Annotated in this window: 21 protein-coding genes and 2 pseudogenes; 10 read left to right on the top strand and 13 right to left on the bottom strand. The window is 69.3% G+C overall.

Going from position 1 to position 23,325, the window contains the following annotated elements; all coding sequences use genetic code 11:
• Positions 1-2: 2 nt before the first annotated feature.
• Genes FXN61_RS22890 through FXN61_RS22870 form a run of 5 tightly spaced genes read right to left on the bottom strand, consistent with a single transcriptional unit; the run spans position 3 to position 5,612 of the window.
• Positions 3-827 carry a hypothetical protein gene (locus FXN61_RS22890; RefSeq protein WP_167976090.1) on the bottom strand — a complete coding sequence of 275 codons (825 nt, stop codon included), beginning with the start codon at positions 825-827 and terminating at the stop codon, positions 3-5.
• Positions 828-837: 10 nt separating this feature from the next.
• Positions 838-1,629 (bottom strand): carbohydrate ABC transporter permease, encoded by a 792-nt coding sequence (locus FXN61_RS22885; RefSeq protein ID WP_167976089.1) that lies wholly within the window; start codon positions 1,627-1,629, stop codon positions 838-840.
• Positions 1,626-2,447 carry a carbohydrate ABC transporter permease gene (locus FXN61_RS52460; RefSeq protein ID WP_223165553.1) on the bottom strand — a complete coding sequence of 274 codons (822 nt, stop codon included), beginning with the start codon at positions 2,445-2,447 and terminating at the stop codon, positions 1,626-1,628. Before FXN61_RS52460 ends, FXN61_RS22885 begins: the two co-directional genes overlap by 4 nt.
• Positions 2,448-2,450: 3 nt before the next feature.
• Positions 2,451-3,695, bottom strand: a complete 1,245-nt coding sequence (locus FXN61_RS22875) for an ABC transporter substrate-binding protein (protein WP_167976088.1) — start codon at positions 3,693-3,695, stop codon at positions 2,451-2,453.
• A 39-nt stretch (positions 3,696-3,734) separates the two neighbouring features.
• The gene (locus FXN61_RS22870; protein WP_167976099.1) at positions 3,735-5,612 is read right to left on the bottom strand and encodes a glycoside hydrolase family 127 protein; all 1,878 of its coding nucleotides are present in this window, start codon (positions 5,610-5,612) and stop codon (positions 3,735-3,737) included.
• Positions 5,613-5,756: 144 nt separating this feature from the next.
• On the opposite strand from FXN61_RS22870, the gene FXN61_RS22865 reads away from it, so the two are divergent.
• The gene (locus FXN61_RS22865) at positions 5,757-6,728 is read left to right on the top strand and encodes a LacI family DNA-binding transcriptional regulator (RefSeq protein ID WP_312877928.1); all 972 of its coding nucleotides are present in this window, start codon (positions 5,757-5,759) and stop codon (positions 6,726-6,728) included.
• A gap of 3 nt (positions 6,729-6,731) precedes the next feature.
• Here FXN61_RS22865 and FXN61_RS22860 read toward each other — a convergent pair whose 3' ends face one another.
• The 5 genes from FXN61_RS22860 to FXN61_RS22840 all read right to left on the bottom strand — a co-directional run bounded on the left by FXN61_RS22860 (position 6,732) and on the right by FXN61_RS22840 (position 11,114).
• Positions 6,732-7,112, bottom strand: a complete 381-nt coding sequence (locus tag FXN61_RS22860) for an LPXTG cell wall anchor domain-containing protein (protein WP_167976086.1) — start codon at positions 7,110-7,112, stop codon at positions 6,732-6,734.
• Positions 7,113-7,129: 17 nt separating this feature from the next.
• A complete protein-coding gene (locus FXN61_RS22855) occupies positions 7,130-7,909 on the bottom strand; it encodes a hypothetical protein (protein ID WP_167976085.1) in 780 nt (259 codons plus the stop codon).
• Positions 7,906-9,117, bottom strand: coding sequence for an SdrD B-like domain-containing protein (locus FXN61_RS22850; RefSeq protein WP_167976084.1), 1,212 nt, complete (start codon positions 9,115-9,117; stop codon positions 7,906-7,908). Before FXN61_RS22850 ends, FXN61_RS22855 begins: the two co-directional genes overlap by 4 nt.
• A gap of 94 nt (positions 9,118-9,211) precedes the next feature.
• Positions 9,212-10,402 carry a serine/threonine-protein kinase gene (locus FXN61_RS22845; RefSeq protein ID WP_167976083.1) on the bottom strand — a complete coding sequence of 397 codons (1,191 nt, stop codon included), beginning with the start codon at positions 10,400-10,402 and terminating at the stop codon, positions 9,212-9,214.
• Positions 10,403-10,484: 82 nt separating this feature from the next.
• Positions 10,485-11,114 (bottom strand): hypothetical protein, encoded by a 630-nt coding sequence (locus tag FXN61_RS22840; protein WP_246291882.1) that lies wholly within the window; start codon positions 11,112-11,114, stop codon positions 10,485-10,487.
• 28 nt (positions 11,115-11,142) lie between these two features.
• Here FXN61_RS22840 and FXN61_RS22835 point away from each other — a divergent pair, with 28 nt between their 5' ends.
• The 4 genes from FXN61_RS22835 (at position 11,143) to FXN61_RS22820 (ending at position 14,754) form a co-directional block, all read left to right on the top strand.
• Entirely contained in the window at positions 11,143-11,544 is a 402-nt protein-coding gene (locus FXN61_RS22835) for a winged helix-turn-helix transcriptional regulator (protein ID WP_246291881.1), read from the top strand.
• A 97-nt stretch (positions 11,545-11,641) separates the two neighbouring features.
• Positions 11,642-13,081, top strand: a complete 1,440-nt coding sequence (locus FXN61_RS22830; RefSeq protein WP_167976082.1) for an FAD-dependent monooxygenase — start codon at positions 11,642-11,644, stop codon at positions 13,079-13,081.
• Entirely contained in the window at positions 13,078-14,130 is a 1,053-nt protein-coding gene (locus FXN61_RS22825) for a hypothetical protein (RefSeq protein WP_167976081.1), read from the top strand. The genes FXN61_RS22830 and FXN61_RS22825 overlap by 4 nt, the downstream gene beginning before the upstream one ends.
• 15 nt (positions 14,131-14,145) lie before the next feature.
• The gene (locus tag FXN61_RS22820) at positions 14,146-14,754 is read left to right on the top strand and encodes a TetR/AcrR family transcriptional regulator (protein ID WP_167976080.1); all 609 of its coding nucleotides are present in this window, start codon (positions 14,146-14,148) and stop codon (positions 14,752-14,754) included.
• Between the two features lie 4 nt (positions 14,755-14,758).
• On the opposite strand, the gene FXN61_RS22815 is transcribed toward FXN61_RS22820, so the two are convergent.
• Positions 14,759-15,547, bottom strand: a complete 789-nt coding sequence (locus FXN61_RS22815) for a PaaX family transcriptional regulator (RefSeq protein ID WP_312877927.1) — start codon at positions 15,545-15,547, stop codon at positions 14,759-14,761.
• A gap of 91 nt (positions 15,548-15,638) precedes the next feature.
• On the opposite strand from FXN61_RS22815, the gene FXN61_RS22810 reads away from it, so the two are divergent.
• The 5 genes and pseudogenes from FXN61_RS22810 to FXN61_RS22790 all read left to right on the top strand — a co-directional run bounded on the left by FXN61_RS22810 (position 15,639) and on the right by FXN61_RS22790 (position 20,561).
• Positions 15,639-16,517: an SDR family NAD(P)-dependent oxidoreductase gene (locus tag FXN61_RS22810; protein WP_167976079.1), complete on the top strand. Its 879-nt coding sequence runs from the start codon at positions 15,639-15,641 to the stop codon at positions 16,515-16,517.
• 11 nt (positions 16,518-16,528) lie between these two features.
• Positions 16,529-17,405, top strand: a pseudogene (locus FXN61_RS22805) (amidohydrolase family protein).
• Positions 17,402-17,860, top strand: coding sequence for a MaoC family dehydratase (locus FXN61_RS22800; protein WP_167976078.1), 459 nt, complete (start codon positions 17,402-17,404; stop codon positions 17,858-17,860). The pseudogene FXN61_RS22805 and the gene FXN61_RS22800 overlap by 4 nt, the downstream one beginning before the upstream one ends.
• A 9-nt stretch (positions 17,861-17,869) precedes the next feature.
• The gene (locus FXN61_RS22795) at positions 17,870-19,186 is read left to right on the top strand and encodes an MFS transporter (protein ID WP_167976077.1); all 1,317 of its coding nucleotides are present in this window, start codon (positions 17,870-17,872) and stop codon (positions 19,184-19,186) included.
• Positions 19,125-20,561 carry an acyl-CoA synthetase gene (locus tag FXN61_RS22790; protein WP_167976076.1) on the top strand — a complete coding sequence of 479 codons (1,437 nt, stop codon included), beginning with the start codon at positions 19,125-19,127 and terminating at the stop codon, positions 20,559-20,561. The genes FXN61_RS22795 and FXN61_RS22790 overlap by 62 nt, the downstream gene beginning before the upstream one ends.
• Before the next feature lie 3 nt (positions 20,562-20,564).
• Here the strand turns inward: FXN61_RS22790 and FXN61_RS50815 are convergent, their stop codons facing one another.
• Together FXN61_RS50815 and FXN61_RS52455 are read right to left on the bottom strand one after the other, a co-directional pair.
• Positions 20,565-22,619 (bottom strand): AAA family ATPase, encoded by a 2,055-nt coding sequence (locus FXN61_RS50815; RefSeq protein ID WP_312877926.1) that lies wholly within the window; start codon positions 22,617-22,619, stop codon positions 20,565-20,567.
• 172 nt (positions 22,620-22,791) lie between these two features.
• Positions 22,792-23,109: pseudogene (locus tag FXN61_RS52455) on the bottom strand (AfsR/SARP family transcriptional regulator); the annotation flags it as partial.
• Between the last annotated feature and the right edge of the window lie 216 nt (positions 23,110-23,325).

The raw sequence follows: 23,325 nt of genomic DNA, 5'->3' as shown, positions 1-23,325 counted from the left end.
CACTAGAACCCGTAACGGTTCTTCAGGTGCCGCCAGAAGTCGCGCAGCATCCACCTGTCGAACTCGGTGATCACCGCGGAGCTGCCCGCCTTCATGATGAACCTGTCGACTCCGCTGGGCGTCCAGTCGTAGAAGTCGTCCAGGCCGAAGGTGTGGCCTATCTCGTGCAGCAGGATCGTCACATCGGAAGCGTTGAGCTGGCCCATGAAGTACTCGCTGCCCATCCGCTGGCCCCAGTCACCGCCATGCCCGCCGCCGAAGCCCGCCGTCAGCCAGAGCGACTGGTCGTAGTGCCGCGCGATGCCACCTGGACAACGCGGATAGGTGCCGTTGCGGTTGAAGAACCTTCCGCAGCCTTCCGAGCACTGCGGCGCGTTCTCGCGGATGTCATTGACGTAGATGTCGACCGAGTTGTCGTTCCACTGCAACTGGTTGCGGTCGCGCACCGCCCAGCCGACGACCTTGATCGGCACGGACGCGTACGGGAAGTGGTTGTGGCCCGCCATCGCGTCCATCCACTTCTTGTACTGGCGGGCGAGCTGGGCGTGGATCGCGTCGCGCTGGGCCGCGGTCACCGACGCCGGGGAGTCCCAGCGCACGCAGAAGTTCAGGTAGCCGCCGTTGGTGAAGATCTGGTCCCATCCGTAGTTGCGGAAGCCGTAGAGGTTCCCGTAGGTGCTCTCCACGTGCTGCCACACCTGGTTCAGCGGGGTCACCAGGTTCGCCGGCGGTGTCCATCCGTGGTCCGCTCTCGCCGGAGACGCCACGCTCGCCGTCATCACCGCCGCGAAAAGCGCGGCCACGAATCCTTTCCACAATCGGGTCATGCCGACCTCCTCAGCCTTTCAGGGCACCCGAGGTGAACCCTCGGACGTAGCTGCGTTGCATGAACGCGAAGAGCACCAGGCAGGGCACCGCCATGAACACGACGCCCGCCTCCAGCGCCGCGTAGTCGATCGAGCCGTGGCTCGCGGTGCGCATGTTGACCACGGCCAGGATCGCGGTGAACTTGCCGGTGGAGTTGAGCAGGATCAACGGGGCGAAGAACTCGCTCCACGACGTGAGAAACGCGAACAGCCCCACGGTGACCAGACCGGGCCGCACGGCGGGCAGCATGATCCGCACCAGCGTGCCGAAGCTCGAGCACCCGTCGACGCGCGCGGACTCCTCCAGTTCGATCGGCACGGCCTCGAAGCTGTTGCGCATCATGAAGACCGAGAACGGCAGCTGGAAGACGATCAGCACGAGGCTGAGGCCGACCAGCGAGTCCTGCAGCCCCAGCCAGCCGAGCAGCACGTACAGCGCGATCAGGATCGTGGCGTACGGGACCATCAGGATCGCGAGCGTCAGCAGGAAGAGCACGTCACGGCCGGGAAAGCGGAACCGGCCGAACGCATAACCCGCGAGCGTCGCCACGATCAGCGTGCCGGTCACGGTCAGCGCGCTGACGATGAGACTGTTGAGCACGTGCACCGCACGGATCCCGTTGGCGGAGCTGAAGAGCCGCGCGTAGTTCTCCGCACCGAACCCGGTGTCCGTGCGCACCGACGCCCATCCGCTCCACACCAGCGGGAACAGGAACAGGATCGCGAGCGCGGTCCCGGTGACGTAGTAGCTCCATCTGCTCATGCCGACCGCCTGCGCAGGACGGCGAGCTGGACCGAGCTGACCACGGCCAGCAGCACCAGCAACACCACCGAGATCCCCGCCGCCGACCCGAGGTCCAGCCGGACGAACGCCTCCCGGTAGATCACCATCACCAGCGACGTGGTGCTGTTGTCAGGGCCTCCCCTGGTGAGGATCCAGAACTGGTCGAACGCGAGCAGTGACCCGGTGATCATCATCGTGAGCACCAGCGCGATCGTCGGACGCATCAACGGCACGGTGATCCGCCGGAACATCTGCCAGCGGGTCGCGCCGTCGATCCGCGCGGCCTCGTAGACGTCGACGGGGATGGCCTGCAGACCCGTCAGCAGGATCAGCATGTTGAAGCCCGCGAACCGCCACAGCACCAGCAGCACGGCCGATCCCAGCGCCGGGCTGTCCCCGGTCAGCGGAACCGGGCCGATCTCCTCGCTCAACAGGCCGAGGAACAGCAGCGAGGCGCTGGCGAACCCGACCGCCATCGGCAGGAAGAACGCGGTGCGGAAGAACCCGACCCCCGGCCTGCGGTTCTGCACCAGCAACGCGAGCCCGAACGCGACGACGAACAGCAACAGGGTGATCAGCACCGTGTACCTGACGGTGAACCAGGCCGCCGAGCTCAGCAACGCGTGATCCGCGACGGCGGTGTAGTTGTCCGGGGCGTTGAACCTCGGTTTGCCGAGCAACGGCCAGCGGTGCAGCGACATCCAGACGACGAGCAGCAGCGGAACCACGAAGAACAGCCCCACCAGCACCGCCGCGGGTGTGGCGTAGAGGGCTCCGGACACCGCTCGCCTGCGCACGGCTCACTCCTGCCGCAGCGACTTGGTGATCGCCTCGTTGCCCGCCATGAGCGAAGCGGTGGCGTCGCCGAACAGCGCGCCGCGAACGGTGGTCAGCCACGGCCCCTGCGGGTCGTTGAACGTGGCGTTGAAGTTGCGGGCGTACGGCGTCTTTCCCTTGGCCACCAACCCGTTCACCGTGACGAGCCGTGGATCGGCCGAGGAGTGCTTGTTGGCGGCGAGGTCGGTGCGGACCGGCACGCCCTTGCGTTTCGCGATCACCTCGACCTGGGCCTCGTCCGACATCGTCCATGCCAGGAAGTCCCACGCCTGCTGGGTCTTCCCGCTCGTGGCGCCGATGCCGATCGCGTCACCGCCGACGAACGTGGACTCGCCGCCGTTGATCCCGGGGATCGGCGCTATGCCGGTCTTGACGCCCTTGGCCTCGATGGCGTCGAGCCACACCGACGGCCCAGGGGCGATGCCGACCTTCCCGCCCTGCAACGCGCCGAGCCACGTCGGGCCCGCCTCACCCTTGGACGCGGGCGACGCGACGCCCTGGTCGTACAGGTCGCGGTACAGGGCGAACACCTCGGCCATCTCGCGGGAGTCGACCCGTGCGCTGCGACCGTCGGCCTCCAGCACCTCACCGCCCGCGGCCCACACCGACGGCCACAGCGTGAACTCCACGCACCCGCCGCAGTTCCCGCCGAAGTACGTGCCGTTGACGTCCCCGCCGAGCTGGTCGATCTTGCGGGCGTGCTCGGCGAACTCGCGCAGCGTGCGCGGCGGTTTCTCGGGATCGAGACCGGCCTTGACGTAGAGGTCCTTGTTGTACAGCAGCACCGACAAGTCGATCGTGTGCGGCACCGCGAAGTTGCGGCCCTCCCACGTGCCCGCACGGACGTGGGAGGGGGCTACGGAGTCCTTGAACGGCAAGGACTTGAACTGGTCGGAGACGTCGGCCCACAGGCCCTGCGCTGCGTACTGCGGTGCGAACACCACGTCCGAGGCGAAGAGGTCCGGCAACGACTTCGCGCCCGCGGCCGAGGCGAGCTTCGCCGGGTATTCCTCGTTGGGGTACGCGGTGACCTCGATCTTGTTGCGGTGGGAGGCGTTGTAGGCGTCGGCGTAGGCCTTGGACACCGCCTCGGTCGCCGCGCGGGTCCACAGAGTGAGGGTCGCGCCGTCGTCGGCGGCGCCGGGTTCGTCCGCACCGCACGCCGCGGTGGCCAGCAGCAGCGCGACTGCCGCGAGCTTCGCTTTCACGGTCTCTCCTTTGAGACGTGGTGGCCAGGCAGGATGTGGTCAGGCAGTGGGAAGCCAGACCCGCATGGTGGACGGGCCACGGCGGGCCCAGCGGTGGTAGGGCGTGAGGTGCAGCGGGACGGGAGTGCCGGGTCTGGCCGACGGTTCGCCGTACGGCCACGAGGAGTCCAGCGCGGCGTCGAACCGCGCCCGCACCACCGCGCCGTCACCTGTCTGCTCCGGATCGTGCCCGGTGCAGACCCGCAGCGCGTCGAGGTCGTTCTCTCCCAACGACTCAGCGCACAACACGAGCGGCCCGCGTTCGACGGCGACGCAACCGCGCACGGCGTCGATGCGCGGGTCCGGCCGGATGAACCTCGGCCGCATCGGCAGTTCCAGCCGGATCTCCTGGCCCACGGCCCACTCCCTGGTCAGGACGACGTCTCCTGGTGCGACCGGGTGGCGCTGGTGATCCACGTCGAGCACCGCCCCGGTCGCCCAGTCGGGGACGCGCAAGGTGATCGACCAGGGCGCGCCGCTCCTGGTCACCCGCACGGCCACGTCTCCTCCCTCCGGGTACGACGTGCGCACCTCGATGCCAACAGGGCGTCCGTCGGCGAGCCGGGTCTCGACGTCGCAGTCGGCGTACTGGTGCAGGCGCAGCCCTGTGTCGTCGGCGGTGACGAGGTAGGACGAGAGGCTCGCCAGCAGCCGGGCGATGTTGGGCAGGCAGCACGACACCTCGAACCACGGCGCCCGCAGCCCGCCACCGACGTCGAGCCGCTCGCCGTCGTCGTTGGGCCGCGCCGGAGTGCGCTGGTGCAACGTGTTGGCGTAGAAGAAACTCCGGCCGTCGTCGCCGATCGCCGTCGCGATCACGTTGTGCAGCACGCGATCCGTGATACCGGCGTAACGGCTGTCGCCGGTGGCGAGCAGCAGTCGTTGCGCGAGCATCACCGTGGCCACACCGGCGCACGTCTCTGCGTACGCCCGGTCCGCCGGCAACACGAAGTCGTCGCCGAAGGCCTCGTCCTGGTGCCGTGACCCCATGCCGCCGGTGATGTGCGTGCGCCGCGCCCACGTCCGGTCGAACTGCGCCGCCACCGCGTCCAGCAGGTCGTCGTCGCCGGTCTCGACCGCGACGTCCACGGCACCGCACGCCAGGTACAGCGCACGCACCGCGTGCCCGCGCAGGACTGTCGCTTTGCGCACCGGGACGTCGTCGCTGAAGTAGGACCACCCGAACTCGTGCGCAGGCAGGCTGCGGTGACCACGCCGGTCGACGAACAGCGCCGCCTGGTCCAGGTAGCGCTGCTCCCCCGTCAGCCGGGCGAGTTCCACCAGCGCGGTCTCGATCTCCGGATGCCCGCAGACGCCCGTGCTGCCAGGCCCGAAGACCTCGCAGACGTGGTCGGCGGCGCGGCGGGCGACGTCCAGCAACGGCCCGTCGCCCGCTGTCCTCGTCCTGGCGACCGCGGCCTGCAGCAGGTGCCCGACGCAGTAGAGCTCGTGGCCCCAGGCCAGGTCGTGGTAGCGCGGCCGCTGCCAGTCCCTGCCGAACGCCGTGCTGAGGTAGCCGTCGCCGGCCTGGGCCGCGGCGAACGTGGACGTGAGCGCATCGATCCGAGCGTTGAGGTCGTCGTTCGCGGACCTGCCGTGTTCCCACGACATCGCCTCGACGATTTTGTAGACCTCGGAGTCGGAGAACTCCCGGCCCTTCCGCACCGGCGATCCGGCACCGTTCGCGACGGTGGTGAAATTGCCGGTCCAGCCGAGCTCGTCCATCCACGCCAGCGCGTGGCCGAGCGTCGCCTCGCCGTTGACCTGTTGCCGTTTCGCCCAGAAGCCACCGGTGATGCGCACCTCGTCCGTCCCAAGTGGACGCAGCGGTCCGCGGGACGGGACCACCGGGCCGCGGATCGACTGGGTGTTGCGCATCTGTGCCACACAACGCACTCTGGAGCCCGAAAACGATTTCGACAATGCGCCATCAGGAGCAGGAATTGTCGAACGTGCAGTCGAATTGCTTTCGAAAGGTTTTCGATGGGCAGACGGCGGTCGGAAACGGTGACACTGGGGGACGTGGCGAAGCGGGCGGGCGTGTCGATCGCCACCGCGTCCAAGGCGATCAACGACCGCGGCGAGGTCGCCGCGGCCACCAGGGCACGGGTGCTGCGGGCGGCGGCCGAGCTGTCGTTCCAGCCCAACATCCTGGCGCAGGGCCTCGTGGCCGGCCGCACCCGTGCGATCGGCCTGCTCACCGACGAGTTCGACGGCCGCTTCGCCATCCCGATCCTGCTCGGCGCCGAGAACGCGCTGTCGAACCAGGAGATGTCGGTGCTGCTGTGCGACACGCGTGGCGACGCGATCCGCCGCAACCACCACATCCGCACGCTGCTGGCCCGCCAGGTCGACGGGTTCATCGTCGTGGGCGACAGCAACGACGTCCGCGCGTCACTGACCGCGGACATCCCTGTGCCCGCGGTGTACGTGTACTGCCGGTCGACCAACCCCGCCGACCTCTGCCTGGTCTCCGACGACGAGGGTGGCGCCAGGCTGGCGATCGAGCACCTGATCGCGTTGCGCCGCAAGCACATCGCCCACATCACCGGCCCGCAGTCCTACCGCGCCGCCCGCGACCGCGCCGCCACCGTGCACACCGTCCTGGCCGAACACGACCTGCGACTCGCCGGAGGTCAGCCGCTGCACGGCGAATGGTCGCAACGCTGGGGACGGCACGCCGCCCGCCTGCTGATCGCCACCGCACCCGAGGTCGACGCGATCTTCTGCGGCAACGACCAGATCGCGAGCGGCGTCACCCAGGCGCTCACCGGCCTCGGCCGGCGCGTACCCGACGACGTCGCGATCGTCGGGTACGACAACTGGGAGATCTTCGCCGCGGACTGCAAACCGCCGCTGACCACGATCGACCTCAACCTCCAGCAGCTCGGCACGACCGCCGTGACGCACCTGTTCGCGGCGATCGACGGCAGGCCGGCGACCGGTGTCGTGCGGCAGCCGTGCCGATTGGTCGTGCGCGAGTCCACGGCGTGAAGATCAGCGGTGTGACGCGCGACGCCGGCGCCGCCACACCACGAAGAGTCCCCCGCCCGCGAGCAGTACCGCGAGGACACCGCCCCAGATGGGCGTCGTGCCGCTCCCAACCCCACTGGTCGCACCGATTTCCAGCCTGGCCACGTTGTTCTCTGCGGTGCTGTCGCCGAGAGGCCCCGGAAGGGCCTCGCAAGTGATCTCCTCGCCGGCGAACGCCCGCTCCACCTCGACATGCGCGATCAGGTTCGACTTCTCGTGCGGCGCGAGGTGCGTGGGGTTGTCCCGCACCACACGTTGGCCGTCCACCTTCGCCGGAACATCGCGAATGATCCGGGTCTCCAGGATCTTCAGGCCCTCCGGCAAAGTGAGGGTGGCCCTGTGCATTTCGGGGACGTTGCCCATCACCTCGTGTTCGCAGATGACATCGAGCCGATCCCGACGTGGACGCCGTCGTACCGGACGTTGTCGATCCTGACCCTTCGCGCAGTCACGTCCATGCCCTTCGGCTGGACGAACGCCGAGTCGTAGCCGGTGATCTCCGCACCGGGCTCGATGAGGACCGGCCGCGTCCGGCCGGACGTCCAGTCGAACTTCGACGACGTCTTGATGATGGGGTTGTCGGGCGCGGTGTAGCCCCAGGCGGTCCCGTCGATGCCGCCGCGATCGCCGGACTGCAGTGTGAGCGCTCCCGACGGGAGATCCTGCAGGCAGTAGGTGCCGTCCGGTGCCGTCGTCGCCTCCCGGTCCGCCCACTGGTAGTGCTCCACGGCGATCCGGTGTCCCGCGATGCGGCTCTCGGCCTCGTCGACCTTGCCGTCGGTGTTGGCGTCCAGCCACACCGTGCCGCAGATCGAAGCGCCACGAATCCCGAAGACGACGTCCTGGCCGTCGGACTGGACGACCGTCGGCGTGGTGGTGACGAACGGGTCCTCGTCGTGGCTGACCTGCCACCGGCCGGCGTGCGGAAGCCGGTACGTGCCGTCCTCCCCGCCGCGCACCACGGCGTCGAACCCCGCGTCGTCCCGGATCGCGATCTCCGGGCGCTTGTAGGCGGGCTCACCCTCGCCGCGGACTCCGTTGCCGTCGCGGTCCCAGAAGACGGTGACCAGGGCACCCTCCTGCGCGAACGCGACGGGCGTGCACGTGATCACGACCAACACGGCCAGTAGCAGCGCCCTCACTTCACGACCTTCCGCCGCCAGACCACGAACGCCGTCACCAGCACCAGAGCAACGACGAGCCCGAGCACCAGGTCCCACCGCCAGGTCGCAGGCTGTCGCGCAGGATCCACCGCGAGTGCCCGGATCTTCACCGCGACACGGTCGTTCTGGGTGTTCGCGTCCGTGCCGAGGCTGCTGAGGCTGATCTCGCTGTGCTCGAAAGCCTTCTCGACCTCCGCGACCACGATGATCTGCTCCTCCTGCTCAGGAGCACGGCGTTCGGGAAACCCGGCGTCGACTCGCCTGTCCTCGACCTTCGACGGTGTGCCCTCGGTTCCCACGACCCTCAAGCCTTCGGGGAGGAAGAGAGACGCGTTGTAGCTGTCGTAAGCGGTGCCTGACACCCGATATCGGCCGATGACCTTGATCCGCTCACCGACCCGCAGTTCGCGGGGGTGGATCGACCCGTCGGAGTTGACGACGGTGATCTCCAGGGCCTGGCCGTCCCTGTCGTAGGTCTTGACGAACGCCGTGTCGAACCCGCGGATCTCGGTGACCGGGGTGTCGACGTGCCACGTCTTGGACTTGCCGTCCGACACGTCGAACTTCGACACCTGGTCACCGTCCGCGTCATCGGACCGCCAGTGGGCGACGCCCCACGTCGTTTTGTCGACGCCCATGCGGTCGGCGGACGTCAGCTGGTAGTCGCCGACGGGCACGTCCAGGAAGCAGTACGAACCGTCGTCGGCCGTGACCACGTTGCGCTCGCCCCCGACAAGCCCGGGTTGTGCCATGTGGATCTCGTGCCCACCGATCAGGCGCTCACCGTCCTGCCGCTGCCCGTCGGCGTTCTCGTCGAGCCAGGCGGTCCCGCAGATCGACGCGCCGTGCACCCCGATCAGCAGTTTCCGCCTGTCCTCCTCTGCGGGGTCGACCACCGCGCTCGCGGTCGTGGTGACCAGCAACCTCTCGTCGTCGAAGATCACCGTCCACCTGCCGGGCTCGAGCCTGGCCACACCGTGGTCGTCGGTGTACGCCGGATAGCCCTGGGTGTTCGGCTGGGTGACCCTGAACCCCGCATGGCGATACGGCGGTTCGTCGTCCTGCCGCACGCCGTCACGGTTGCGGTCCCAGAAGATCTCGACCTCGGCGCCGTCCTGCGCCGCCGCAGGGAGCGTTCCCGCGCCCACCAACACGGCGACAAGTACGCCGATGACCTGTTTACGCACAGCTTGAACCCCCAAGCAGCCGATCGTGCTGCTCAGGGGTGGCCGGGATGCCGGACACCGTTGCACCCCGTTACCGGAACGTGATGCTGGGACGTCAGGTGCCGCAGCCCTCCTGCGACCAACTCTGATCACTCGCGTTGCTGCCGTCGGCGCGCACGACCCGCACCTGAACGCACAGCGCGCCCGGCGCATAGAGCTCGACCGAAGGCGTCTCGACCTTGCCCGTCTTCAGTTCGTCGTTGGTGCGCCAGGCGAACGTGTCACCGGCCAGCGGTGACGGGTAGGTCCACGAAAAGCGGAGGGTCTCGGAGTTGACGCGGGTGACGCTGACGGTCGCCTTGCCGGACAGGGCGTCCGGGCCGCCTGGCGCGCTCTGCGGCTGGACCACCTCTGCCGACTTCGGCAGGGTCTCGTCTTTCAGCAACAGCACACCGCTGGTGCCGATCACACCGGCGGCGACCGCGGCGGCACTGGCGTACACCGGCCAGCGCGTCCGCTTGCGCGGGAGCGGGTCCGCCGGGACGGCGACCACGTCCACAGTGGACGCCGCCGGCACAGTCTCGCGGTGGATCCCCCGCAGCCGTCGCGCGAAGTCCTCTGCAGACACCGGACGAGCGGCCGGGTCGGCTGCCATCGCCTGGTGCAGCAGTACTTCCAGCGACTGCGGTGCTCGGCCGGTCGAGTGCGGACCGCCGTGCAGGATGCGTTGCTGCAGAGCGGCGTGCGTGTTGTTACCGCGTGGCACCACGAACGGCGAGTGCCCGACGAGCAGGTGCCACAACGTCGCCCCGAGCGAGAAGACGTCGGCACGCACGCTGTAGGAGCCGCTGGTGATCACCTCGGGCGCCGTCCAGGGCAACCGGTCCCGGCCGAGCGCGCCGAAGTCGGTGAGGCACACGTGTCCGTGCTCGTCGAGCAGGATGTTGGCCGGCTTGACATCGCGGTGCACCACGCCGGCCTGGTGCGCGGCGTGCAGCGCGTCCGCGATCTCGATGCCGATCTCCACCACGCGCTCGAACGGCAACGGCGCCAGGGCGGCGAGGTCACCGTTCGAGTAGTGCTTCATCACCACGTACAGCAGTCCTGCGCGGGTCCGGCCGGCGCGGTGCACGGTGACGATCCCGGGGTGCCCGAGCCCGAGCACCGTCCTCATCTCGGCCGCGCGCGGTGGGTCGACGAGCAGCTTCACCGCCACCTCGCCGTCCCCACCGCGGTACAGATGGACGTTCTTGCCGAGCGGTCTGACGTACCGGAAGCCGGGGATCTCCGGTAACTCCACTGTCATTCGCCACCTCAGTTGCCCAACGATGTTGGTCAGGTGGCCCCGCCCACCTCAGGTGCTTGAGTAATCCACCCCGGTTCGACTGTCAACCGTCAACCACCAGTTGAGACAGCTGCACGGCCAGTGTTAACGCGGCGGAATCAGGGCACCCGCCGATCCACGGCGATCCAGTTCGTTTCCCACGTCGTGCCGCCGTCGTCGGAGAACGCCTGCTCGAACCTGGCTTTGTCGGGCCCAGCCGGAAGATCAGGAAGCGCACCTTGATCGGACGGCCGCCGAGCTGGTCGTCGCCGTAGAACTCCCCCACGCCGTCGCGGAAGCCGCCGTAGACGGCCGGAGTGAGCAGACCGTCGCGCATGTTCACGAAGGTCAGGCTCCACCGCTGCGCCTGCGGCTCGTACAGCCGCAGGTTGAGACCGTCGATGCGAGCGCTCGGCCCCGAGACCTTGAGCTCGACGACGTTCGCCCGCCGATCCATCAAAGGACGAACGACGCTCGTGCCCGTGAACTCGAGCCACTCGTCCGGGGTCGCCGACAACGGGTCGGCGAGCACGCGCACCGAGGTGCGCCAGCTGCCGATCTCCCAGTCGAAGTCCCGCTGACCGTCGGCGACGGTCGCGGGAGACGGTGCGGCGTCGCCCGACACCGCCGTCGCGATCAGCATCAGGAAGGCCGAAAAGCCCGCGGCCAGTACTCGTCTGCATGACATCGTCATGGCTCGACTATCCGAGCGGAGCCCGACCATGAACAAGAAGGCACCTGCGGGTAACCCCTCCCGCCCCAACCCGCTGCCCGGTTGCCCGATGGCCGCCGCGTTCGCCGCGATCGGCGGGAAGTGGAAGCTGACACTGTTGTACTGGCTCGCCCACGGAGAGTCCCACTTCGCCGGGCTTCGCCGACGGGGTGCGCCGATCACACCCAAGGTGCTGGCCGAGCAGCTGCGCGAGCTCGAGGCCGACGGGCTCGTCGAACGCGTCGAGACCGGACCGGTCCCGGCGCCCGTCCTCTACCGGCTCACTCCGTACGGGACCACCGTCCTGCCCGTCGTCGAAGGAGTCCGGGTGTGGGGTGAGGCCCACCTTCGGCGTACCCATGGCGAGACCGCACCTGACGCGGCGATGAGCTGCGCTGACGTGATCGCGTAAAACCTGTTCGCGGCCAATGGATTCCTTGACACCCGCACCAGTCATTCATACATTCAAGGGAACTTTGTATGATTGACTCACCGGGGAGTTGGTCCGCATGCGGCTCGGCAGGACCGCGGTCGTTCTCGGTGGCAGTGCGGCCGGCCTCTGCGCCGCGGGCGCGCTCGCCCCGCACTTCGACGAAGTGGTGGTGCTGGAACGCGACGAGCTTCCGGCGGAGGCCGAGCACCGGCGCGGGGTGCCGCAGAGCAAACACCCGCACTTCCTGCTGAACTCGGGACGTCGTGCGATCGGGGCGCTGTTCCCCGGCTTCGAGGACGAGCTCATCGCCGCGGGCGGACTGCATCTGATGCCGTCCATGGACGCCGCCTACCTCGACGGCGAGGGGTGGTCGGCGCGCAAGCGGGCGTCGATGACGATGATCTACAGCTCGCGGATCCTCATCGAGCGGGTGTTGCGCGACCAGGTGCGGAAGCTGGGCAACGTCGTTGTGCGCGAAGGTGTTTCCGTGAGCGGGCTGACCTGCCGCGGCGGCGAGGTTGCCGGGGTCTCCGCCGGGGACGAGCACGTCGAGGCCGACTTCGTGGTGGACGCCATGGGGCGGGGCTCCCCTGTCAGCAACTGGCTGGTGGCGGCGGGCTGGCCGGAGCCGGAGGTGCGAACGCTCGACGCCAAGGTCACCTACACCTCGCGCTGGTACGAGCTCCCGGCCGAGCCGCCGCCGTCGTGGTGGTGGCGGCACATCGTGGTCATGCCGACCCTGCACAAGGGCGAGCATCCGCCCGAGCACGAGTTCCTGGTCAACTTCTTCCCGATCGAGGGCAACCGGGCGATCGCCTGCATGGGGTCGTGGGGGCTCGAGATGCCCCGCACCGCCGACGCGTTCGCCGGGTCGGCCAAGCGGGTGCGGACGCCGTTGTTCGCGGAGGCGATGGACCGGTGCACGCCCACCTCCGAGGTGCACCTGACGCGGTCCACCGGGAACAAGTGGCGGCGCTACGACCGGTGGAAGACGCCGCCGCGGCGCTTGGCGTTCGTCGGTGACTCGATCTGCGCGTTCAACCCGTTCTACGGACAGGGCATCAGCTCCGCGGCGAGCTCGGCGCTGTTGCTGCGCGGGCATCTCGCCGACGCCGAGCGGGTCGACGTGGAGTTCTCGTCGCGATTCCTCGCGGCACAGCGGAAGTTGCTGACGGTGCCGTGGCGCCTGGCGATGGCCAGGGATCAGGCTTACGAGTGCGCGGAGGGCACGGAGAAGCTGCCCGAGTGGAGGCGGAGGCTCGTCGCGGCGGTGTCGGGGCCGGCGTTCAGCTTCATCGTCGGTGCCGCACGGGAGGACGCGGTGATCGACGAGCACTTCGCGAAGGTGTTCAACCTGGACGAGTCGCTGGGCGACATGATGACCAACCCGCGCGTGATCGCGGGACTGCTTCGTCACCGGGTCCGCACAGCGTTGGGACGGCAACGGGTTCCGTTCGGATTCGATCCCCTGGCCGAGCCGCCGGCGACGGACTACTCGACGATGGCGGCGCGATGATCACCGAGTGCGGGATGGAGGCGGAGGCGGTCGCCCGTGGTCTCGGGTTCGACTGCCACGACGTCTCCCCCGTGGTCTCGGTCCGGCCGCCCTGGGATCTCGCGCACTGGACGATGCCGGTGCTCGAGGTGCTCGTCATCGGTGGTGCCGTTTTCGCCCTGATGCACGCGCTTCGCCGACGGCGCGCGGGCGACCCGGTCAACCTGGCGCTGTGGTGGGCGTCGCTGGTCTACCTCTTCGTGATCGAGCCTCCGTTGTACTTCCCGGAGTGGTTCGGACTCGACGACATCTACGGCTTCATCTTCGCCCACAACCAGTTCACCGTGCAGTTCATGTGGGACCGGTTGCCCCTCTACATCGTGGCGTTCTACCCGATGATCAGCCAGCTCGCCTACGAGGTCGTGCGCTCGCTCGGGATCTTCCGCGATCGCGGCGCGCTGGCCGGGTCGGTGGCCGTCGCGTTCGTGTGCCAGGTGTTCTACGAGGTGTTCGACCACATTGGACCGCAGCTGAAATGGTGGGCGTGGAACCCGGACAACCAGATCGTCAACCAACCCGCGATGGGTTCGGTGCCGTTGCAGAGCGCGCTGTTGTTCGCTTCCGTCTCGCTGGGTGCCATGACCTACCTGGTCGTGCGGTTGCCGGGCAGGATGCGGGCGGTGGTCGCGGGGGCGCTGACCCCGCTGACGATGATGATCGCGGGGATCCCGTCGAGCTTGTTCGGTACCAACATCACCGCTCAGGCCTGGGTGCTCGGGATCGAGCTGGCCCTGATCTGGGGCGCGGGCGCGTGGCTCATCGTGTCGGCACGAGGACTTCCCGACGAGCCGTTGCCGGCCTTCGCCCGGTTCTACCCCGCCTGCTATCTCGGCGTGATGGCGGTGTTCTGGATCAGCGCCCTGCCGCAGTACCTCGCCGCGGAGAACGGCGTCACCGCTGACGGCACACCGATCGGCAGCGGCCTGTACGCGCTCGCCTGCTTCGTCGGTGCCGGCCTGGTGCTGATGCGGCTCCACCGGGCGCGGCGCGCGGTGCCCGCTTCCGTTTGAGGAAAGATGGTGCTCATGGGGCACCACGGATGGAGGGGCAACCCACCCGGCACCGAGGACGAGGCACGCCGCCGGATCGTCGACGCGGCAACGGCGTGCCTCGATCGTGCCGGGCTCGCCAAGACCAGTCTCTCCGACGTCGCGACCGAGGCCGGAGTGACCCGGCAGACCATCTACCGCTACTTCCCGCGGCTGGCCGACATCCTGAGCGCCGTCGCCATCGCCGGTGTCGAGGAGTTCGCCGGGCGGATGGAACGCCACCTGACGTCGTTCGGCAGCCCTGCCGAGGTCGCCGTGGAGTCCGTGGTGTTCGGCGTGAGGGCCGTCCCCGACGAGCCCTACCTGAGCCTGCTTCTGCAGGCGGGTGAAGGCGACTTCTTCACCGGCGCGGTCACGTCTCGCGAGTGGCTCGCGCTGGGCGCGCGGATTCTCCGCAACGTACCGGTCGACTGGGCTTCCGCCGGTGTCACCACCGAAGAGGACTTCGCCGGGCTGGCCGAGATCCTGATGCGACTCTTCCTGTCGTTCCTGCGCTATCCGTCGGAACCGGCGCTCACCGACGATGAACTGCGGAAGCTGGTCCGCCGCTGGATCGGACCTGCCCTGGTGTCCTCAGCGAGCTGACGGGTCAGACCTCGATCGACTCGATGGCGGCGAGCGCGAGCGGCGCCGCGGTCTCGGCGTAGCGCGTGGCGAGTGTCCTGAACAGCTGCTCCGCCTCGATGGCCGGCCAGTCGCCTGCGAGCAGCTCGGCCGGCAGGTGGGGGTCCTGGCGCACGAGGTCGAGCCAGTCCGCGTGCAGCACCAGCTGGCGGGCCAGGTCGTCGGGCAGTGCGTCGAGCGGCTCGCGCCACCGGGCCAGGAAGTCCTGGTAGCGCGCGGCGATGGCGGCCGTGTCGAACGCGCGCGTGGCCAGGTCCGCGGCCTCGGTCGGCTTGGCGTGCTGCGCGGTGAAGACGGTGACGTTCTCGGTGAGGCCGAGGTCGGCGACCATCTCGGTGACGTCGCGGGTGCCGGGGGCGATCCACAGGCCGTTCTGCACGGGCCCGAAGCCTGCCCACTGCAGCTGGGAGCGCAGGTCGTGGCGGTCGCCGCGGCGGCCTTCCGGCAGGGAGAAGCCGACCAGGGTCCAGGTGCCGTCCCAGTCCCTGTTCACGGCGCCGCGCTGCCAGATGCGGCGCCCACCGTCCTCCAGGACGTCGGTCGCACGCGGGGTGAGTCCGAAGTAGACCTTGCGGCCGTTGCGGTGCTTGGAGAGCAGGCCGCGGGAGGTCATCCGGGTCAGGGTGGAGCGCACCGCCTCCTCGGAGACGTCCACGCGACCGAAGACGTCGATCACGCTGCCCGAGTACACGGCGATGTCGCGGCCCAGCACGTACAGGCCGAGGAAGTTCAGCATCAAGGACTGCGGCGTCACGCTGTCACGATACATGTTGGGCAGAATCTAGACGAGCGTCACGATTGTGGCGTACTTTGGGCGACGACCCCAACGGAGAGGAACTCGTCGGATGAAGCTGTCGGGAAAGGTCGCGATCGTCACCGGCGCCGGCCGCGGACTGGGGCGTGCGTACGCGGAAGCCTTGGCCCGCAACGGCGCCAAGGTCGTGGTCAACGACGTGGACGAGGTCGCGGAGGAGGTCGCCGCCCTCATCGGCGGCAAGGCCGTGATCGCGCCCGTCGGGCCGGCCGAGACCGCGCAGCGGCTGGTGGACACCGCCGTCGAGGAGTTCGGACGGCTCGACGTGCTGGTCACCAACGCGGGCATTCTGCGCGACCGCGTGCTGTGGAAGATGAGCGACGACGACTTCGACGCCGTGATCAACGTGCACCTGCGCGGCACGTTCACGTGCGCCCGCGCGGCCGCGGTGCGGATGCGGGAGCAGGGAACCGGCGGCAGCCTCGTGCTGATCTCGTCGCCGGCCGGGCAGCGCGGGAACTTCGGGCAGACCAACTACGCCGCGGCCAAGGCGGGGATCACCGCGATGGCGCGGACGTGGGCGCTGGAACTCGCACGGTCGGACATCGCCGTCAACGCGGTCGTCCCGGTCGCCGCGACCGAGATGACCAAGACGATTCCCGCCTTCGCGCCGTTGATCGAGGAGTCCGAACGGACCGGGGCGCCACTGCCCGCCTGGGTGCGGCGGGACGAAGGGCTCGGCACCGTGGAGGACGTCTCGGAGCTGATCGTCCACCTCGCCTCGGACGCGGCGAAAGGCGTGACGGGGCAGGCGATCGGCATCGGTGGCGACCGGCTCGCACTGTGGTCGCACCCCGCCGAGAAGCAGGTCCAGTTCGCGGACGGCGGCTGGACCGCACCCGCGATCGCTGAACGGTGGAACGAGTTCGAGGCCGAGACGTACGGCATCCCGGTTCCGGTGGCGCCATGAACGTGCCCACAATGGATGTGGACGGCCTGGTCGCCATCGACGTGCACACGCACGCGGAGATCTCCGGCGACGGCCACAGTTCGCTCAGCCCCGCGCTGATCGAGGCGTCCGCGAAGTACTTCAAGGCCGCCCACCGGCAGCCGACGATCGCCGAGACCGCGCAGATCTACCGCGAGCGGAAGATGGCCGCGGTGATCTTCACGGTCGACGCGGAGCACGCCACCGGGCACCCGCGCATCGGCGAACGAGGAGATCGCCGCGTCCTGCGCCGAGCACGCCGACGTGCTGATCCCGTTCGCGAGCGTCGACCCGTGGAAGGGCCGTACGGCGGCCCGGGAGGCGCGCAGGCTCGTGGAGGAACACGGCGTGCGCGGCTTCAAGTTCCACCCCAGCCTGCAGGACTTCTCCCCCGACGACCGCATGGCCTACCCGCTGTACGAGGTGATCGAGGAGCTCGGCGTGCCCGCGCTGTTCCACAGTGGACAGACCGGGATCGGCGCCGGCGTGCCCGGCGGCGGTGGCATCAGGCTCAAGCACTCCAACCCGATGCTCGTCGACGACGTCGCTGTCGACTTCCCGCACCTCAAGATCGTGCTCGCGCATCCCTCGTTCCCCTGGCAGGACGAGGCACTCGCCGTGGCCACGCACAAGCCGTTCGTGTACATCGACCTCTCCGGTTGGTCGCCGAAGTACTTCCCGCCGCAGCTCGTGCGCTACGCCAACACCGTGCTGCAGGACAAGGTTCTCTTCGGCTCGGACCACCCGGTGATCACCCCGGACCGCTGGCTCGCCGACTTCGAGAAGCTCGACATCAAGGCCGAGGTCCGCCCCAAGATCCTCAAGCACAACGCCGCTCGGCTGCTCGGACTCGTCAAGGAGGACGCATGACCACCGCCGTGCACGGACTCGAAGAGCTAAAGGCCCTGGGAGGAGCCGATCTCGGCCACACCGACTGGCTGCAGATCGACCAGGGCCGCGTCAACACGTTCGCCGACGCGACCGACGACCACCAGTGGATCCACGTCGACCCCGAACGCGCCGCCGCCGGGCCGTTCAAGACGACGATCGCACACGGCTACCTCACGCTGGCGCTGCTCATCCCGCTGATGGGAGAGCTGCTCGACGTCTCGGGCGTGCGGATGAGCATCAACTACGGGCTGGAGAAGGTCCGGTTCCCCGCCCCCGTACCGGTCGGCGCCAAGATCCGCCTCCAGGGCAAGGTCGCGTCCGTCGACGAGGTCGCGGGCAACGGCGTGCAGATCACCGTCGACTTCACGGTCGAGATCGAAGGTTCCGACAAGCCCGCGTGCGTCGCACGCGCCGTCTACCGTCACTACGCGTGAGGTGAAGTCATGGCGACAACAACGCAGTTACGCCGTGCGGTCTCATCGAGCTTCCTCGGAAGCGTGATCGAATACTACGACTTCCTGCTCTACGCCACCGCTTCCGCGGTCGTGTTCAACAAGGTCTTCTTCTCCTCGCTCGACCCGCTGGTCGGCACGATCGCGAGCTTCGGCACGTTCGCCACCGGCTACCTCGCCCGCCCGCTCGGCGGTGTCCTCTTCGGACACTACGGCGACCTGCTGGGGCGCAAGAAGATGCTCGTGCTCACCATGAGCCTGATGGGTGTGGCGAGCTTCCTGATCGGCCTGCTGCCCACCTACGGCCAGGTCGGCTGGCTCGCTCCCGCCGGTCTGATCCTGCTGCGGGTGGTGCAGGGCATCTCCGTCGGCGGCGAGTGGGGTGGTGCGGTCCTCATGTCCGCCGAGCACGCCACCTCACGGCGCGGACTGTGGGCGAGCTTCACCAACGCGGGGGCGCCGTGCGGCATGGTGCTGTCGACCGCCGCGCTCACCGGCACCGCGGCACTGGTGGGTGAGCGGGCGTTCCTCGACTGGGGCTGGCGGGTGCCGTTCCTGCTGAGCGTGGTCCTGCTCGGCATCGGCCTGTTCGTGCGCATGAAGGTCGAAGAAACGCCCGTGTTCCAAGCTCAGGCGAAGCGCACCTCCGCGCCGTTGGTCGACGTGCTGCGCAACCACCCGCGCACGTTGCTGCTCGCGGTCGGTGTCGGCCTCTCGGCGTTCGTCGCACAGTCCACGCTCACGACGTTCGTGCTCGCCTACGGAGTCCAGGCGGGCAACAGCAGGCAGTCGATCCTCAACGCGCTCACCCTGTCGTCCGCGCTCGCGGTGATCGGCATCATCGCCTGGTCCGGGGCGTCGGACCGGTTCGGCCGCAGGCCTGTCGTCCTCGCGGGCGCCGTACTGATGGCCGCCTTCGGGTTCGCACTGTTCCCGTTGGTGGACAACGGTTTCATCGTCATCGCACTGGTGCTCGGCCAGGCCGTGATCCACCCCATGATGTACGGCCCGCTCGCCGCGCTCTACAGCGAGCTGTTCAGCACCGGCAGCCGCTACACCGGCGCCTCGCTCGGCTATCAGCTCGCCGGCCTGGGCGCCGGCCTGGCCCCGTTGCTCTTCGCGCAGGTGCAGAGCCTGGCAGGCACCGCGGCCATCCCGTTCATCCTCGCGGCGTTCTGCCTGCTCACCGTGGTCTGCACGGTCGCACTGCAGGAGACCAGCCGCACGAGCCTGACAGGAGACAGGAATGCGGAACGCGGGACTGGGCAGCTGGCCACACCGCCGCGCGCGCATGGCGCCGAAGCGTGAAGCGTTCACCTGCAACGGAGTCTCCACCACGTACGAGGAGCTGGCCGTCCGCACGACGAAGCTGGCGCGCCGGTTGGAGGAGCTCGGGGTGCGCCACGGTGACCGGGTCGCCTACCTCGGCCCCAACCACCCGTCGTTCGCCGAGACCATGTTCGCCACCCACCAGCTCGGCGCCGTCTTCGTACCGCTGAACTTCCGCCTCACCCCTGCGGAGATCAACTACCAGCTCGCCGACAGCGGCGCACATGTGCTGATCCACGCGCCGTCACACCGCGCGGAACACCCGCGAGCCATCTGTCTCGACGACCACGAGGACTGGCTCGCGGGCGGCTCGGCAGAACTGCTCGACGTGCCGGTCGCCGTCGACGACCCCGCCCTGATCCTCTACACCTCCGGCACCACCGGCAGGCCCAAGGGCGCGGTCCTCAGCCACGCCAACCTGCTGTGGAACACGTTCAACCTGATGATCGGCATCGACGTCGCCACCGACGACGTCGCGCTGGTCGCGGCCCCGCTCTTCCACGTCGCCGCGCTCACCCAGACGCTGCTGCCCACCTTCATCAAGGGCGGGCGCAGCGTGATCACCTCGCGCTGGGACGTCGACGAGTGCGTCGCGTTGATCGAGCAACACCGCGTGACGTGGATGTTCGGTGTGTCCACCATGTACGCCGACCTGGCCGCGTCGCCGCGCTGGCCCACCGCCGACCTGTCCTCGCTGCGGGTGCTGATCTGCGGCGGGGCGGCGGTACCGGATGCGGTGATCCACGCCTACCAGGACCGCGGGCTGGTGTTCTGCCAGGGCTACGGCCTGACCGAGACCGCGCCCGGCGCCACCTTCCTGGAGGCGGGTGACAGCGTGCGCAAGGCGGGCTCGGCGGGGACGCCGGTGTTCTTCGGCGACCTCCGGCTGGCCGAAACCGGCGAGATCCTGGTGCAGGGGCCGAACGTCACGCCCGGCTACTGGAACGACCCGGTCGCCACAGCGGCCGCGTTCACCGAGGACGGGTGGTTCCGCACCGGCGACATCGGGCGGCTCGACGACGGTCACCTGTACGTCGTCGACCGGCTCAAGGACATGTTCATCTCGGGTGGCGAGAACGTGTATCCCGCCGAGGTGGAGAACGCGATCACCGACCATCCGGACGTGGCCGAGGTCGCCGTTGTCGGGGTGCCGGACCCGCGGTGGGGCGAGGTTGGTCGTGCGTTCGTGCGACCGCGGACCGGTGCTGCCGTGGACGCCACGACTCTGCGGGAGTTCCTGTTGCCGCGCCTTGCGAAGTACAAGATCCCGGTGCACGTGGAGGTGGTGGACGAGCTGCCGCGCACCGGTTCAGGGAAGGTCCTCAAACCCGCGCTGCGCCGGTTGCCGCTGTGACCGTCACAGTTCGTCGAGATAACGGCTGACCGGGCCGAACGTGAACAGGCCGGTACCCGCGCCGGCGAGTTCGGCCCTCGCAGGAAGCAACAACGAGCGGGCACGTTCGCGTAGTTCCTGATCCCGCAAGCGCGTCGCCGCCATGGCCAGCAGACATGCCCGCACCTCGGCGAGCAGGTCCGCCGGCCCTGGCGGCAACGCTCGTGCGGCCGCCAGCGCTTCGTCGTGAGGCAGCACCAGCGGGCGAACCCAGTCCAGGTGGGGACCCCAGTCGTCTGACAGGTCCACTGTGGACGGTCCGTGCAGGCTCAGGAGGGCCAACAGCAGCAGGCCGCGCTCCATGCCCCACATGCCCGTCCCCCGCACGCGGGCGGCTGCGGCACGGTACGCGCGGTCGGCCTCCGCGACGCGTCCCGCCGCCGCCAGCTTCAACGCGGCGTACCAGTCCGTGAACACCCCGACCAACGGCAGATCGTGGCGTTGCGCGAGGTCATCTGCTGCGGCCACGTGCTGGTCCGCGGTCTCGAACTCGGCCAGTGCGGCATGAGCCTGGACCAGGATGAGGTGGCCGAGCACCTCGTGGGTCACCAGGTGGTGCTCGGAGGCCAGCGCGACCAGTTCACGGCCGATCGCCGCACGTTCCGGGGCGAGGCCGGTGCGGTGGAACGTGTGCATGAAGCGGCCGTTCAGCGCGAACGCGAGCAGCGCGGGATCGCCGAGGTCACGGGCGATGGCCTCGGCCTCCGTGGCTTCCGCCAGGCGATTGCAGGTACCGCGCTCCTCCATCGCGATCGTCGCGAGCAGGCGGGCACGGGTCGAGGTGGGGCCGGGGAACGCGGCCAGTGTGCGTTCGGCCGCGGAGACGAGCCCGGCGGAGTGGGTGGGGTCGTCGTTCGTGGTCCAGATGCCGGGGACGTCGAACGAACCGATCACGGTCGCCATCTCCTGCGCGTCACCGGCCGTTCGCAACGCGACGGACCGCTGCGCACGAGCCTCCGCGAGGTCACCGCTGACGGCCAGTGCCGTGGCCAGCCCGGTCACGAGGTCGAGCCTGGTGGAGCCGGAGGCCGCGATCGCCGCTCGCCACAGGCGCACCGCGTCACGTGGAGAGCGGGTGGCCTCCGCGGCCGCTGCCAGCGCCCTGACCGCGGCAGCACTTCGCGTCCCTGCCAGGACATAGTGGTGGGCGAGCAGCTGAACGTCATCGGGGCGCAGAGATTCGAGCGCCGATGCGACGGTGGCGTGCCAACGCGCACGCCTGGTCAGCGATACGTCCTCGTACACCGTGTCGCGCACCAAAGCGTGCGTGAACCGGGCGTGGCCGGGTGCCACCTCGACGAGGAAACCCGCCCCGAGCGCGAGATCCACCGCGTCGAGCACGTCGTCGCCCGCCAGCGCGGCGAGCAGGTCCACCTCGACGTCACGTCCTAGCACCGACGCCCGCTGCAACACTGTGCGCGCCTCAGCGGGCAATGCGGTCAGGCGATGCCGGATGACGTCCCGCACGCCTGGCGGAACGGAACGGAGATCGCCACCGGCCGCGAACAGCCGGGCGAGTTCCTTGACGTAGAACGGATTGCCGCCGCTGCGCTCGTAGATCACCCGCACGTCGGGAGAACCGCCGATCGGCCGCACGAGCGCGGCGACCGCCTCCTCCCCCAGACCGCCGAGCTCGACACGGACCGGTTCCGCGCGGGCCAGCGCTTCCGACGGCACCGACGTGCGCGTGGTCGCGACGATCAACACACGACCGGAGAGCCTGGTCGTGGTGAACGCGGCCAGCACCGCCATAGTTTCCTCGTCCGCCTGATGCAGGTCGTCCAGCACGATCAGCACCGGCGCCGCCGACTCCACAGTGGACACGATGGCCCGGCGGAGGTGGAAGCGATCGGAGGCGACCAGCTTCTCCCCCAACGCCTCCACGACCTGCTGCCACGGCCATGCCACCGGGGCGTCCTCCGGGCAACGCGCCCACACGGTCGTCCAGCCGCGGGAGGCGAGCACCTCGCTGAACGCATCGGCGAGCGCCGTCTTGCCCACCCCCGCCTCGCCGCTCACGAGCGCGATCCCCAGCCCCCGCCCTCGGCACGGCGGTGTCCAGGGCGGCCAGTTCCGCCGACCGGCCCACCAGCGGCGACTCGGGCGAAGGCATCAGGCGGGCGGACTGGGTGAGGATGTCCGACTCCAGCGCGCGGAGCTCAGGACCCGGATCGACACCGAGGTTCTCGACGAGAGCCCGGCGTGCCGCCCGCACCGCCTCCAGCGCGTCGCCCTGACGTCCTTCGCGGTACAGCGCCAGCGCGAGCAGGCTCCACGCCTTCTCCCGCCACGGGTGTTCGGCGAGGTGAGCGCGCAGATCCGCGACGACACCGGCCGCACGTCCAGCGGCCAGCGCGGCTTCGGCGCGACGTTCGACCGCAACGAGCCGCAGCTCCTCCAGGCGGTCGATCTCGGCCCGTGCCCAGTGCTCGCCGGCGAACTCGGCGTAGGCCGGACCGCGCCACAACGCCAGCGCATTGTCCAGGACGGCGAGATCGCCGCCGAGCATCTCCTCGAACCGCCAGGCGTCCACGTCCTCGGCGCGCAACGCGTAGCCGGCACCCTCGGTGACCAGCAGCGTCGACGGAGTCCGAGGTGGACGATCAGGTTCGAGCGCTTGCGCAGCGCCCCCACGAACGTCTGGACCGCGCCGAGCGCTCCGTCCGGCGGGTCCTCCCACAGGTCGGCGACGAGGGTGCGCACCGGCACGACACGGCGCCGGGCG

The organism is Lentzea indica (genome assembly GCF_012184385.1).
In the GTDB taxonomy this organism is placed as follows: domain Bacteria; phylum Actinomycetota; class Actinomycetes; order Mycobacteriales; family Pseudonocardiaceae; genus Lentzea; species Lentzea indica.
This window is presented reverse-complemented; position numbering and strand designations above follow the sequence as displayed.